The sequence below is a fragment of the Campylobacter sp. BCW_4332 genome (genome assembly GCF_001763175.1).
Lineage (GTDB): Bacteria > Campylobacterota > Campylobacteria > Campylobacterales > Campylobacteraceae > Campylobacter_D > Campylobacter_D jejuni.
Window position 1 is genome coordinate 25,844 of record NZ_MJYF01000062.1, and the last position, 13,246, is coordinate 39,089.

Sequence of the window (13,246 nt, forward strand, 5' to 3'; positions counted from 1 at the left end):
TTTTACTCCATAAATCTTTTAAAAAGTTGTTCATTTTGCAGGCGTAATTCTTCATAAGTACCGCAAAATCCAACTTTTTTATTTTCTAAAATGATAAAGCGATCGAGTAAATTTTTCATACTTTCTTTATCATGTGTAACCAAAATGATATTTAAATCAAAACTTTTTTTTAATTCTAAAACCAAATCGTCAAATTCGCGACTACTATGAGGGTCAAGTCCTGAGGTAGGTTCATCTAAAAAAAGTAACTTACTATCAAGTGCTAAAGCTCTAGCAATTGCCACTCTTTTTTGCATACCACCACTAAGTTCGCTTGGAAATTGTTTTAAAACACTTTCGTTTAAACCTACCATTTTTAACTTCATTAAAACCAGTTCTTGTATGCTGTTTTCATCTAAATGAGTGTATTCTTTTAAAGGAATGGCGATATTTTCATAAACATTAAAAAAGCTAAAAAGTGCAGCAAACTGAAAAACCACACCCCATTTTTTACGCAAAGCAAGTGCATCTTCTTCGCTGATATTTTTAAGTTTATAGCCTAAAATTTCATATTCTCCACCATCAAAATGTTCAAGCATAAGCATTTGTTTTAAAAGGACGGATTTTCCACTTCCGCTACCTCCTAAAATACCAAAAATTTCGTTTTTTTTGATTTCAAAACTTACGCCATCATGGACGATTTTTTCTCCAAATTTTGTAATGATATTTTGCGCTTTAATAACCATTTAAATTCCTGCAGAAGTTAAAATAACAGAGAATAAAGCATCAAAAGCTATCACCCAAAAAATAGCATTTACAACGCTTTTTGTGGTATAAATTCCTATGCTTTGTGTAGTGTTTTTTACCTCAAAACCACGAAAACAAGCAATAAGCCCTATTAAAAATCCAAAAATAGGTGCTTTTGCAAGTCCTATAAAGATATGTTTTATATCTACAGCTTCTCTAAAGCGTCTTAAAAATTCGGCAAAAGAAATATCAAGATTTAATTTTGCAACCATCATTCCGCCTATAATACTGATCGCATCGCTAATGGCAACGATTAAAGGCATAGCCACTGCCAAAGCCATAACACGTGGAATAATAATAAATTCAAAAGAACGAAAACCCATAGTATTCATAGCTGCAATTTCATCAGTAATTTTCATCACTCCAATTTGTGCGGTATAAGAGCTTGCACTTCTTCCTGCGATCACTATGGCAGCGATTAAAGGTGCAAGTTCTCTAGTGGCTGAAATTCCCATCAAATCTACTATGAAAATATTGGCTCCAAATTGTGCGAGTTGATAAGCGGCCTGATAGGCTAAAACCACTCCTACTAAAAGAGCGGTTAAAATAACTATAGGCAAAGCTTTAAAAGCAGAATTTTCTATATGATATAAAAAAGCAATAAAGCGAAAATTTTTAGGATTTTTAAGGCATAAAAAAAGACTTGTGAAAAAAGCTCCTGTGAAATTGATGAATTTTCTTAAAATTTTTAAAAGTTCCAAACTTAATTTTCCAAGATCGATAAAGTATTCACTGAAATTTTTATGTGATTTTTTTGTTTTGCTTAGTCTTTGGTAGTTTTTTTCACAAAGTTCAAAAAGGGTTTGAAAGCGTGAATTTAAGCCTTCTTTGGTGATTTTAATATTTTTATCTTTAAGATCATTTTCCAAAGCAAGGAAAAATCTCACTCCAGCGGTATCGATTGCTTTTAGATCTTTAAAATCAAAAATCACTTCCTTGCTTTGGATCAAAGCTAAAAAATCTTTTATTTTTAACTTATAAATGCTTGTTTTATCCCAAATTCCAAAGATAAAAAGAGTGTTATTTTGAAATTTGAAATTTGTATTCATTTTATTTGCTAAGGATAAAATTTACAAGCTTTGAAACGCTAAAGCCAAAGTGTTCAAACACATCTTTGTCTTTGCCACTTTCTCCAAAACTTTCTATGCCATACACTTTATGGCAAAATTTATAAAGTTCATTAGAGTGTGCTGCTTCAACGCCTATAACTTCACCTTTTAACAATCTTTCTTGATAAGCTTTATCTTGTTTTTCAAAAAGTTCAAAACAAGGCATAGAAACAACATTACAAGCAAAACCTTGTTTTTCAAGTTCATTCGCACTTTCTAAACAAAGCCAAACTTCACTTCCGCTCGCTAAAAGTGTAAATTTAGCATCTTTGCTTTCTTTGAGTAAATACGCTCCATTTTTTACATCTCCAAAAACAGGTTCATTTAGGGCTTTGAGTTTTTGGCGTGAAAGTACAAAAGCACTTGGAATACCTGCATTTAGAGCTATTTGCCAAGCTTTGACATTTTCTACCCCATCAGCAGGTCTAAAGGTTAAAAAATTTGGCATAGCTCTAAAAGTGCTAAGTTGTTCTATAGGCTGGTGTGTTGGCCCATCTTCGCCCACGCCTATGCTATCGTGCGTGAAAATAAAAAAATGTTTGATTTTCATTAGAGCTGCTATTCTTGCGGCAGGTTTTAAGTACTCACTAAAGATGAAAAAAGTTGCTGAAAATGGTAAGAAAATTCCATATCTTGCAAAAGCATTGTTAATCGCTGCCATAGCGTGTTCTCTGATACCAAAATGGATATTTTTACCTTCTATAAAGTCTCCCATACCGTGAAGTTCTGTTTTATTTGAAGGGCCTAAATCCGCACTTCCACCTAAAAATCCTTCTAAATTTTTAGCTAAAACATTTAAAATTTCACCATTGCTATCTCTTGTAGCAAGATCTTTTCCTTTAAAATCAGGATAAACTATCTTACTAAAATCGGGATTTAATAGCCTTTCTAAAAGTTCTTTTTTACCACTTTTTTCAAGCTTATCTTTCCATTTTGCTTCTTCTAAATCCCCAAGTTCTACAGCACTTTCAAAGCGGATTTTGCTTGCTTGTGGGATATGAAAACTGATATTTGGATCAAAACCTGCTTGTGCTTTGGCTTTTTTAATCACTTCTTCGCCCAAAGGTGCACCATGGCTTTTATGACTGCCTTCAAGCTCTCCTGCACCCTTTGCTATAGTTGTTTTTGCGATGATAAGACAAGGTTTTGTGGATTTTTTAGCTTGTTCTAAGGCTTTATTGATTTCTTCATAATCGTGTCCATTTATACTTAAAACTTCAAATCCTTGTGCTTCAAAACGCATTTTTACATTTTCATTAAAGGCTAAACCTACATCGCCTTCTATAGAGATATTGTTGCTATCGTAAATGAGTATGAAATTATCAAGTTTGTGAAGTCCTGCTAAAGAACAAGCTTCATAAGAAATGCCTTCTTGTAAATCTCCATCTCCACAAAGACAATAAATTTTATGATCGATTAAATCACTACCTAGTAAATTTTGTGCTTTTTTTGCTGCCATAGCAAAGCCTACGGCATTGGCAACGCCTTGTCCTAAAGGGCCTGTAGCGATTTCTACTCCAAGAGTTGAAATTTCAGGGTGTCCAGGGGTTTTAGCATGAAGTTGGCGGAAATTTTTAAGATCTTCCAAGCTTAAATCATAGCCACTTAAATGTAAAAAACTATAAAGCAAAGCACTTGCATGTCCACCTGAAAATATAAGTCTATCACGGTTTAGCCAAGTGGGATTTTTAGGATTGTGCTTTAAATGATAACTTAAAACACTTAAAATATCTGCTAAGCCCAAAGGTGCACCTGGGTGTCCTGAGTTTGCTTTTTGCACCATATCAGCACTTAAAAATCTTAGAGTATTTGCCTGTTCTTGTAAAATTTGAATGTCCATTTTTTGCCTTTATAAGTATTGAATTATTAAATTTTGTATCATTTGTGCGAGTTTTTCATTAAGTTTTTCTAAGTCTTGTTCGCATTCACTAAGAAGATTTTCTTTTGTTTTTATGGCTTGTTCAAGTCCAAGCAAATTGACAAAAGAATTTTTATGAATATCGTTGTTAGTAGGCTTTCCGCTTTGTTCTTGACTTGTAGTTACATCGATAATATCATCATTGATTTGAAAAATCAGTCCTAACTTCAATCCAAGTTTGTAAATTTGATTACTTTCTTCGTTGTTAAGTTCGCAAATTTCACAACCCATTTTTAAAGCTGCAGCGATCAATCTTGCGGTTTTATGTGTATGCAAAAACTCAAGTTCATTTAAACTCAGTCTTTTTTCTTCAAAAAAACAATCAATAGCTTGTCCTATGACCATTCCATTAAGTCCTGCATTAAAGGCAAGGGTTTTTATGAGTTTGATTTTGATTTCATCTTTTAAATGAGCATGACTTAGAGCTAAAAAAGCTTCAGTATTTAAAGCATCACCTACTAAGATGGCTGTAGTTTCATCGTAGCTTTTGTGTAAGGTTGGAATTCCTCGTCTAAAGTCCGCATTATCCATAGCGGGTAAATCATCGTGTATGAGTGAATAAGTATGGATAAATTCCAAAGCTAAAGCCACATCTAAAGCTTGATTTAAAAGTTCAGGTTTATTGCTTTGTACTACGCTTAAAAGCAATTGTGCGCGAAAATGCTTTCCTCCTGCTTTTAGCATAAGAGCTAAAGCTTCATTGAAAAAAGGATGAAAGCTTTCAACTTTGGGTAGATTTTTTTCTAAGTGATGGATAAAAAGTTCTTTTAAATTCACTTAGTAAGCCTTATGAAAAATTGAAATTTACCATCGCCACCTGAGTTGGCATTTCCGCCTAATTCACTGTTGAAATTTGATAAAGGTAATTTAGTACTTTTGCGTTCAATCAAGATGCTAAAGTCATTACCAGCGCTTAAAATATTTTGTAATTCTTTAAAATTATTTAAAATAATATTATTAACGCGTAAAATTTTATCCCCTACCATAAATCCTGCATTTGATGCTTTTGATTTTGGATCTATTTTGGTTACAACAAGACTAGTATTAACTGTTAAACCAAGATTGCTTGTGAAATTTGTAATTTTTGGTTTTGGTTTAGAATCAGGAAGGTTAAATTTGCTCAAATCTTTTGCAAAAACTTCGGTAGAAATATTTAAATCCATATTATCACGCAACACTTGAAAATAAAGAGTACTTCCGCGATCCGCAAAAAGAATTTTTTCATTGAGTTTTCTTAAATCATTGGCGGGCAAACCATCAACACTTATAACTTGATCATTGATTAAAAATTGTGGATTTTTTCTTACATTGTTAACATAAATTTTATTTTCTCGAACAACAAAATCAACGCCAATATCTCCCCAATAAACATCGTTATATTTCATAAAATGTTTTAAATAGCGATTGCCTATAAAAGAGCTATTATTTAAAGCAATCCCCATCATTTCACAGCATGGAGTCCCTAAAAGTCCTATTTTAGAATTAAAATCAAGTTGATCTTTTTCATCAATATTTTGAGCTAAATACTTAATATGCCCTATATAGGGTTTATTAGGATCCCAAATTCCAACCCAATCATTGCGAGTAAGTTTTTCTTCATCGCCCATAGGAGTAGGGATTAGGCTAAAGTCAGTTCTTACAAGATATAAATTTAAAAATGGATCGTATTTTACATATTTGTTGAGCTTAGCATTAGGTTGTTTTAATACAGCAAGTAAATTTTCACTGAGTGCAAAAGCTGGCATTCCTTCATAGTTGAGCATGCTTGCCTTATTTCTTTCATAACCTGCTAAAAAATCTTCAAATTTAGGTCTTTCTATACCAAAAGATAAAGTAAAAAGCATGCAAATAATTAAAATTTTTTTCATAATTTCATACCTCCAAAACCGCCTAAAACATCATTCGCCATATTGGAACGATTTTGCGCAACCATAGCCAAAACATCATTAATTGCAGAAATAAGTAAAATTTGCAAGGACTCTTTATCTTCAAGTAAAGAATCATCAATGCTAACATCGATAATTTCACCTTTTCCATTAGCGCTTACTTTAACAAGTCCTGCTCCACTTTTGGCGCTAAATTCACGATTTGCAAGTTCTAGTTCTATATTTTTTGCTTTTTCTTGAACTTGATTTAAAAGTTCACCCATTTTAGAAAAATCCATATTTTCAAACATTGATTATCCTTGATTTTTTAAAATTTCATTAACAACTACTTTATCACTAAAAGGATATTTTATCCCTTTAATTTCTTGAGTAGTTTCATCACCTTTGCCTAAAATAACGACTAAATCGTCATTTTCTTTTAGTTCTAAAGCTTTTTTTATGGCTTCTTTTCTATCTTCTATCGTTAAAACTTTTTCTTTTTTAGCAAAGCCTGATAAAATTTCTTCCATGATGGTTTTTGGTTCTTCGCTGCGTGGATTATCACTTGTAATGATAGCAATTTTTGCAAAATGTTCGACGATTTTTCCCATTAAAGGGCGTTTGGTTTTATCCCTATCTCCACCTGCTCCAAAAACAACGATGAGTTTTTTATTTTTAAGAGCGTCAAGCACTTTTTCAATGCCATCAGGCGTATGAGCAAAATCCACAATCACACCTTTTGCTACTTGTTCTACCCTGCCACAAACTCCGCCAAATCCACTGATAGCTTTTTCCAAATCTTTTAAATCAGGCTTTACAAGTTCATTCACACAAGCACTAGCAACTAGAAGATTGTAAAGATTAAAAAGTCCTAGTAAGGGCGAGTCTATGTGAAAAGTTTGATTTTTATTTGTTACAATAGCACTAATGCCTTCTTCTAAAGAATAAGCTTTGATTTGATATAAAGCAGGATTTTCTATGCCGTAAGTAAAAGCGTTACGCACATTAAATTTAATAGCCAAAGCATCTTTGTTGATAAATTTTAAACTCTCATCTGTAAAAAAAAGTTCTTTTGCTTCTTTGTAATTTTCAAAAGTACCGTGAAAATCTAAATGATCTTGAGTGATATTGGTAAAAATTTTAGCAGCAAAATTTAAGCCTTCGATACGGTTTTGAACGAGTGCGTGTGAGCTTACTTCCATGATGAAAAAATCACATTTTTTTTGAGTGGCTATTTGTAGGTACTCTAAGGTTTTAAGAATAGGGGAGGTGGTTAAGGATTTTTCATCAATTTGTTCATCGTTGATAAAAGCTCCTCTTGTCCCGCAAAGCCCGCATTTATAACCTAAATCCAATAAGATAGAATAAATCGCTGCTGCGGTTGTGGTTTTGCCATTGGTTCCTGTGATTCCTATGATTTGAATCTTTTCATCGATTTTTAAAAGTTTTTTACACTCATTTACATCAATGATTTTTGCACCTTTTTCTAAGGCTTGAGCGTGAAATTTAGCATTTTGTGTGGTTTGTAAAAAAAAGCATTCTTTTTCACACTCTAAGGTATTATCTGTAATGAATGAATTTTCAAGTTTTAATTTCACTTTTAAATCCTATGAGTTTTTCTTGGAGTTTGATAAATCTATCATTTGCCCAAAAATGAGGCATAACATTTTCTATATAATTTAAAGTCATATCTTTATAGCCATTATCAAGTAATTTTTCCAAAAAATCTAAAAAATCATCACGATTATCAATAACTAACTTAGTGCTATTAATGATATTTTCAAAACTTTTTTGAAAACCAAGTTCTTCTTCGCTTTTTAAAAAATCTTGATAATTTAACGCATGCCCATCTTCAAATTCGTTTTCCTGTTTGTTTTCTTGTTTTTTAAATTCAATCGTACTTAAAATTTCTTCTAAGTCTTTATCAATGCTAGAGATTTTGTAATGTTCTATATAAAAATCAAAAAGTAAAGAAGCTTCTTTAGGAGATTTTAAAGCAAGATCACAAAGGCAGATAAAATTTAGCAAGCGTTTATTTTTGCGTTTTTCATAAGCCATAGAAAAATACATTTTTGCAGTTTTAAAATCTTTCTTGTAAAAATGTTCAATTCCAAGTTTTTTATAATTTTGCAAATTCGTCTGCTCCGCCGTTTAAATTGATTATAGTGATTTCTGGATGAATATCAATCTTAAGTTGCCTTTCAAGACCGTATTTTAGTGTCGTTCCACTTGATGCACAACCTTTGCAAGCTCCTATTAAATGGACATAAACAACCCCATTTTTAATCCCTAAAAATTCAAGCCCTCCGCCATCACGTTCAAGCATAGGCAAGCTCTTTTCTAAACTTGCTTTAACAGGATTTATAAGCTCTTCATCACTAAAAGGCATCATAATTTATCCTTAAAAATTTTTATATACTTTAGCGTGATTGTGTTTAAAAAAAGGTAAATTAAGGCTTGAAATTTAAATAAATTAAAAAGGTTCGTCATTATCTTGTGCGCTAAATCCTAAATCATAAGCTGTAAAGTTTTTGTTACTAAAAATTCCATTTAAGTTTCTAAATGATTGTTGCAGAATTTCTTCGTTTTTTTCATATTTTAAGAAGCTTAAATATTCTTTTAAAAAATTATTTAATTCTTCGGTATTTAAATTTTTAATTAGAAGATTTAAATTTTTATCAATAAGCGTAAAAAGTTGTTTTTTTAATGCGAGTGTAGAATTTTTAATTTTTACATTGTTTAAAAAAGCTAAATTAACCTTGCAAATACCTAACAAGAATTCGCTATAGTTTAAATTTTTTCGAATATTTTTACTTTCAAATTCTCTAATATCACTATCTTCATAACCTTTTTTTTCTAAAATTTTATCCAATAAAATTTTATGCTTAAAACAAACACTATCACTAATTTGCTTAAAATCGTTACATATATCTGGATGCTGTTTTAAAAAAGCTATAAGTTCTAATTCTGCAATGTGAATTTTTTCTTTAGGAAAATTGTATTTATTTTGAGAAATTAAAGGGGTTTGTATGGTTTTTTTTGAATTTTGCGATAAGACGATAAATTTTTCATCCACTTTTAATAAATTTGAAACTAGACCAGCGTAAGAATTTGCCACTAAAGGTTCAAGATTAAAGGTGAATTTTTGTATAGTTTCTAAAGCTTTTTGTTTGTCAAGAGCAGAAATTATGGAATGAGTGGATATTAAGCGTCTGATATAAAATTCACCAAGCTCTATTCCTTCATCGAGTATATTATGGAGTTTTGTGCTTTCATTTTTTGCTACGAGCTCAGCGGGATCTTTTCCGCCTTGTAAAATTGCCACTTTACCGTCTATTTTGTTTGTGCTTAATAAAAATGCAGATCGTGTCGCAGCTTTTAATCCTGCTTCATCATTGTCAAAACATAAAATCACTTTTGCATCATAACGGCGGATTAAAGGTAGATGATGTTCGGTTAATGCTGTTCCAAGAACTGCTACAGCATTGTTAAATCCTGCTTTGTGAAAAGCTATTGCATCCATGTAGCCTTCACATACTATTATTTCTTTTTTTTTGGCTATATTTTCTTTAGCGATGTTAAAAGCATAAAAAATTCTACTTTTATCAAAAAGTATATTTTGGGGTGAATTTACATATTTTGCCGGTGCATTGGGATTTAAAGTACGCCCTCCAAACCCTACTAATAAGTCTTTATGATCGTAGATTGGAAAGGTGATACGCCATATAAAACTTGCGTAAAATTCATTATTTTCATCTTTTTTTAAAGCTCCAACACTCATAGCATCTTCTAAAGGAATTTTTTGATTTTGCAATAATCTTATACTATCTTCACTTGCTCCTGCAAAACCTAATTCGAATTTGGCTATATCTTTGTCATTTAAAGCTCTTTGGTAAAGATAGGTTAAAACTTCTTTGTGGTGTTTGAGATTATCTTTAAAATACGCATTTAAGCTTGGTAGTATAGATTTTAGCTCTTTTTTATTTTCTTGTTTTTCTTTTGTATAGCTCAAAGTAAAATTACTAAGGCTTGCAACTTTTTCAACTGCATCGGCAAAACTTAATTTTTCATAATCCATTACAAATTTAAAAGCATCTCCACCAGCCTTGCAAGCAAAACAATGATAAAAACCTTTGGTAGGATTGATATGCATAGACGGGTTTTTATCTGCATGGAAAGGACAGATACATACAAAACTAGAGCCTTGTTTTTTTACTTCAATATAATTTTCTATAACATCAACAATATTAAGTCTTTGGGATAAATTTTCTATACTTTCTTTAGTTATCATTTTACAAACCTTGTTAAAATTATACAAAGATTTGGCTATAATTTGGCATAAAATTTTTAGAGCGAGACTATGGATTTTTTCTTTGTAGAATACAGAGACCCTTTAGTAGGGCTTATAATTTTAACCATTTTAGTATTTGTTGTAGCTGTTGCAAATTATATTTGGAAAATATTTGCTAACAAAGATGAAGAACAAAAGCTTGAAAAATTTATAAAAAAATTTGAAATGGATAACGCTCATAAAGAGTTGTTAAGAAATAGTAGCTTGAGTTTTGGAAATTTAAGTTTTTTGGCCGAAATTTTTACTAAAAGCGGAGAATTTGAAAAAGCAACTCAAATTTATTTGATTGCTCTTGAAAAATGTAAAGATAAACAAGAAAGAGAATTTATTTTCCTTTCTTTGGCAAAAGTTTATTTTAAAGCAGGATTTTTAGAGCGTGCAAAAGAAGTTTTATTACAAGTTTTAAAACTGCGTCCAAGAAATATACAAGCCTTAAAACTTTTAAAAATTGTTTATTTAAAACTTCGTTCTTATAAAGAAAATTTAGAACTTTTAGAATGTCTTTTTGAGCTTAATGAAGATGTACAAAAAGAGCATGATTTTATCAAAGCTTTAGAACTTTGTACTTTTAATATCACTGATGAAGAAAAAAAGAAAAAACTTTTAGAATTTAAAATAGAAGATAATCCTATGTTAGGGCGTTTAGTTTTTGAAAAATATCATATGTTTTTAGGGCAAAATTTTTTTGATATTTGTGATTTGCTTTATAGAGAAAATGAAGCGTTTAATTTAGAAAATCAAGATTTTTTAGAATTCTTTTATGCTTTGGGTAAAATTTCAAAGCATGATGATACACATCAGTTTGTTTTTAAAAATTCTAATTTTAAAATGTTAAAAATTTTAAAAGATAATTCTTTTAATGCGGGGTTAGAATTTTCATATCGTTGTTCTGAGTGTAAAAATGTTATGCCTTTATTTTTTTATCACTGTCCTATTTGTTATGAGTTTAATACTTGTACAATTATTTATGAAGTGAAAAACAATGAAACACATTGAAATTTATACAGACGGTTCATGTCTTAATAATCCAGGTTTTGGCGGATGGGCTTATATTTTGCGTTATAAGGAGTATCAAAAGGAAGGTTTTGGAGCTGAGGCTAATACCACTAACAATAGAATGGAGCTAATGGCAATTATTGAATCTTTGAAGGCTTTAAAAGAGCCTTGTGAAATTTCGCTTTTTACAGATTCTAACCTAATGGTTCAAAGTATTAATGAATGGCTAGAAGGATGGATAAAAAAGGATTTTAAAGGTAAAAAAAATATAGATTTATGGAAGGAATATATTAAAGTGGCAAAATCTCATAAGATTAAGGCTTTTTGGGTAAAAGCACATAATGGACATTTGGAAAATGAAAGATGTGATACATTGGCGCGTGAAGCTGCTTTGAAAATTGCAAGGGAAAATGATGAAAAACATTGAAAAACTAGAGCAGAGTTTAACTTATGAATTTAAAGATAAAAATCTTCTTATACATGCTTTAACCCATAAAAGTTTTAAAAAATCTTACAACAACGAACGCTTGGAATTTTTAGGTGATGCCGTGCTTGATTTAGTTGTGGGTGAATACCTTTTTCATAAATTCGCCAAAGATGCCGAAGGAGATTTATCTAAGCTTAGAGCGGCTTTAGTGAATGAAAAGTCTTTTGCAAAAATTGCAAATAGTTTAAATTTGGGCGATTTTATTTTTATGAGTGTTGCTGAGGAAAACAATGGAGGAAAAGAAAAGCCTTCTATACTTTCAGATGCGTTAGAAGCCATTATAGGTGCTATACATTTAGAAGCTGGGTTTGAGTTTGCAAAAACTATTGCTTTAAGGCTTATAGAAAAAAATTTCCCTCAAATTGATGCAAAAATTCTTATAAAAGATTATAAAACAAAATTACAAGAGATTACACAAGGAAAAATCGGACAAACTCCGCAGTATGAAACAGTGCGTGCTTTTGGTCCTGATCATTTAAAGCAATTTGAAATCGCTTTAATGCTTGATGGTAAAGAACTTGCAAGAGCTATTGCGGGAAGCAAAAAAGAAGCACAACAAATGGCAGCAAAAATTGCACTTGAGAAATTAGGAGCTTTATAGTGAATACCTTTGGTACGAGATTGAAATTTACAAGTTTTGGTGAGTCTCATGGTGTGGCTGTTGGATGTATTATTGATGGAGTGCCTGCTGGAGTTAAATTTGATGAAGAATTTTTACAAAATGAGCTTGATAAACGCAAAGGCGGAAGTAAATTTGCAACACCAAGAAAAGAAAGCGATAAAGCTCAGGTTTTAAGTGGAGTTTTTGAAGGATATACAACGGGTCATCCTATAGCTATAGTAGTTTTTAATGAAAATGCTCATTCTAAGGATTATGATAATTTAAAAGATCTATTTCGTCCTGCTCATGCGGATTTTGCTTATTTTTATAAATATGGCATAAGAGATCATAGGGGTGGAGGTAGATCAAGCGCTAGAGAAAGTGTTGCTAGAGTGGCTGGTGGTGCAGTTGCAGCGATGCTTTTGTGTGAATTTGGCATTTGTGTTCAAAGTGGTGTTTTTGGAATAGGAACTTTTGTATCAAATTTGAAAGAAGAAGAATTTGATTTTGAATTTGCTAAGAAAAGTGAAATTTTTTGCCTTGATCCAAAACTAGAAAGTGACTTTAAAAATGAAATTTTAAATGCTAGAAATTCAAAAGATAGTGTAGGCGCTGCTGTTTTTACAAAAGTTAGTGGTATGCTTGTGGGACTTGGAGAAGTTCTTTATGATAAGTTAGACTCTAAATTAGCTCATGCTTTAATGGGAATTAATGCTGTTAAAGCAGTTGAAATAGGCGAAGGTATTAATGCAAGCAAAATGCGCGGATCGTGTAATAATGATGCTTTAAAAGATGGCAAGTTTTTAAGCAATCATAGTGGAGGAATTTTAGGAGGAATTTCAAATGGAGAAAATCTTATTTTAAAAACTTATTTTAAACCTACTCCTTCTATTTTTGCCAAGCAAGAAAGTATAGATAAATTTGGCAATAATTTGGAATTTGAACTCAAAGGTAGGCATGATCCTTGTGTAGGTGTTAGAGGAAGTGTTGTAGCTAGTGCTATGGTGCGTTTGGTTTTGGCTGATTGTTTGCTTTTGAATGCGAGTGCGAATTTAAACAATTTAAAAAATGCTTATGGATTAAAATAAAAAAGCCCATTTTCATGGGCTTGATTGCAATATTTTGAAAAGATT

The 13,246-nt window shown here is 31.3% G+C and carries 14 protein-coding genes; 4 read left to right on the forward strand and 10 right to left on the reverse strand.

The genetic code is table 11. From position 1 onward, the window contains the following. Window positions 1–2: 2 nt before the first annotated feature. The 10 genes from AJN64_RS06840 to dnaG form a co-directional block, all read right to left on the reverse strand. Entirely contained in the window at window positions 3–725 is a 723-nt protein-coding gene (locus AJN64_RS06840; RefSeq protein WP_070292833.1) for an ABC transporter ATP-binding protein, read from the reverse strand. Next, complete coding sequence (locus AJN64_RS06845) at window positions 726–1,835, reverse strand: ABC transporter permease (RefSeq protein WP_070292834.1); 1,110 nt, start codon at window positions 1,833–1,835, stop codon at window positions 726–728. It abuts the gene before it with no gap. A gap of 1 nt (window position 1,836) precedes the next feature. Beyond that, on the reverse strand, window positions 1,837–3,735 hold the full coding sequence (gene tkt / locus AJN64_RS06850; protein ID WP_070292835.1) for a transketolase: 1,899 nt from the start codon (window positions 3,733–3,735) through the stop codon (window positions 1,837–1,839). Between the two features lie 9 nt (window positions 3,736–3,744). Then, entirely contained in the window at window positions 3,745–4,590 is an 846-nt protein-coding gene (locus tag AJN64_RS06855) for a polyprenyl synthetase family protein (protein ID WP_070292836.1), read from the reverse strand. After that, complete coding sequence (locus AJN64_RS06860; RefSeq protein WP_070292837.1) at window positions 4,587–5,681, reverse strand: PDZ domain-containing protein; 1,095 nt, start codon at window positions 5,679–5,681, stop codon at window positions 4,587–4,589. The genes AJN64_RS06855 and AJN64_RS06860 overlap by 4 nt, the downstream gene beginning before the upstream one ends. Further along, complete coding sequence (locus AJN64_RS06865; protein ID WP_052949887.1) at window positions 5,678–5,989, reverse strand: YbaB/EbfC family nucleoid-associated protein; 312 nt, start codon at window positions 5,987–5,989, stop codon at window positions 5,678–5,680. Before AJN64_RS06865 ends, AJN64_RS06860 begins: the two co-directional genes overlap by 4 nt. A gap of 3 nt (window positions 5,990–5,992) precedes the next feature. Continuing rightward, window positions 5,993–7,276 carry a UDP-N-acetylmuramoyl-L-alanyl-D-glutamate--2,6-diaminopimelate ligase gene (locus tag AJN64_RS06870; protein ID WP_070292838.1) on the reverse strand — a complete coding sequence of 428 codons (1,284 nt, stop codon included), beginning with the start codon at window positions 7,274–7,276 and terminating at the stop codon, window positions 5,993–5,995. Beyond that, window positions 7,260–7,811 carry a hypothetical protein gene (locus AJN64_RS06875; RefSeq protein ID WP_002855727.1) on the reverse strand — a complete coding sequence of 184 codons (552 nt, stop codon included), beginning with the start codon at window positions 7,809–7,811 and terminating at the stop codon, window positions 7,260–7,262. Before AJN64_RS06875 ends, AJN64_RS06870 begins: the two co-directional genes overlap by 17 nt. Next, window positions 7,798–8,070: a NifU family protein gene (locus AJN64_RS06880; protein WP_002866611.1), complete on the reverse strand. Its 273-nt coding sequence runs from the start codon at window positions 8,068–8,070 to the stop codon at window positions 7,798–7,800. The genes AJN64_RS06875 and AJN64_RS06880 overlap by 14 nt, the downstream gene beginning before the upstream one ends. A gap of 81 nt (window positions 8,071–8,151) precedes the next feature. After that, window positions 8,152–9,969, reverse strand: coding sequence for a DNA primase (gene dnaG / locus AJN64_RS06885; protein WP_053872414.1), 1,818 nt, complete (start codon window positions 9,967–9,969; stop codon window positions 8,152–8,154). Window positions 9,970–10,038: 69 nt separating this feature from the next. Between dnaG and AJN64_RS06890 the strand changes: the two genes are divergently transcribed. The 4 genes from AJN64_RS06890 to aroC are packed head-to-tail and all read left to right on the forward strand — an operon-like array spanning window position 10,039 to window position 13,201. Then, window positions 10,039–11,025, forward strand: a complete 987-nt coding sequence (locus tag AJN64_RS06890) for a hypothetical protein (protein ID WP_044779894.1) — start codon at window positions 10,039–10,041, stop codon at window positions 11,023–11,025. After that, window positions 11,012–11,452, forward strand: coding sequence for a ribonuclease HI (gene rnhA / locus AJN64_RS06895; RefSeq protein WP_002851277.1), 441 nt, complete (start codon window positions 11,012–11,014; stop codon window positions 11,450–11,452). Before AJN64_RS06890 ends, rnhA begins: the two co-directional genes overlap by 14 nt. Beyond that, window positions 11,439–12,113: a ribonuclease III gene (rnc, locus tag AJN64_RS06900; RefSeq protein ID WP_002862275.1), complete on the forward strand. Its 675-nt coding sequence runs from the start codon at window positions 11,439–11,441 to the stop codon at window positions 12,111–12,113. The genes rnhA and rnc overlap by 14 nt, the downstream gene beginning before the upstream one ends. Next, the gene (gene aroC, locus AJN64_RS06905; protein WP_002862274.1) at window positions 12,113–13,201 is read left to right on the forward strand and encodes a chorismate synthase; all 1,089 of its coding nucleotides are present in this window, start codon (window positions 12,113–12,115) and stop codon (window positions 13,199–13,201) included. The genes rnc and aroC overlap by 1 nt, the downstream gene beginning before the upstream one ends. The last annotated feature ends 45 nt before the right edge of the window (window positions 13,202–13,246 follow it).

Bases quoted from the DNA above. Each gene is read 5' to 3' on its own strand.
- AJN64_RS06840 (WP_070292833.1), bottom strand. From the start codon at position 725: ATGGTTATTAAAGCGCAAAATATCATTACAAAATTTGGAGAAAAAATC.
- rnc (WP_002862275.1), top strand. From the start codon at position 11,439: ATGAAAAACATTGAAAAACTAGAGCAGAGTTTAACTTATGAATTTAAA.
- AJN64_RS06880 (WP_002866611.1), bottom strand. From the start codon at position 8,070: ATGATGCCTTTTAGTGATGAAGAGCTTATAAATCCTGTTAAAGCAAGT.
- AJN64_RS06890 (WP_044779894.1), top strand. From the start codon at position 10,039: ATGGATTTTTTCTTTGTAGAATACAGAGACCCTTTAGTAGGGCTTATA.
- AJN64_RS06845 (WP_070292834.1), bottom strand. From the start codon at position 1,835: ATGAATACAAATTTCAAATTTCAAAATAACACTCTTTTTATCTTTGGA.
- AJN64_RS06865 (WP_052949887.1), bottom strand. From the start codon at position 5,989: ATGTTTGAAAATATGGATTTTTCTAAAATGGGTGAACTTTTAAATCAA.
- dnaG (WP_053872414.1), bottom strand. From the start codon at position 9,969: ATGATAACTAAAGAAAGTATAGAAAATTTATCCCAAAGACTTAATATT.
- tkt (WP_070292835.1), bottom strand. From the start codon at position 3,735: ATGGACATTCAAATTTTACAAGAACAGGCAAATACTCTAAGATTTTTA.
- rnhA (WP_002851277.1), top strand. From the start codon at position 11,012: ATGAAACACATTGAAATTTATACAGACGGTTCATGTCTTAATAATCCA.
- AJN64_RS06860 (WP_070292837.1), bottom strand. From the start codon at position 5,681: ATGAAAAAAATTTTAATTATTTGCATGCTTTTTACTTTATCTTTTGGT.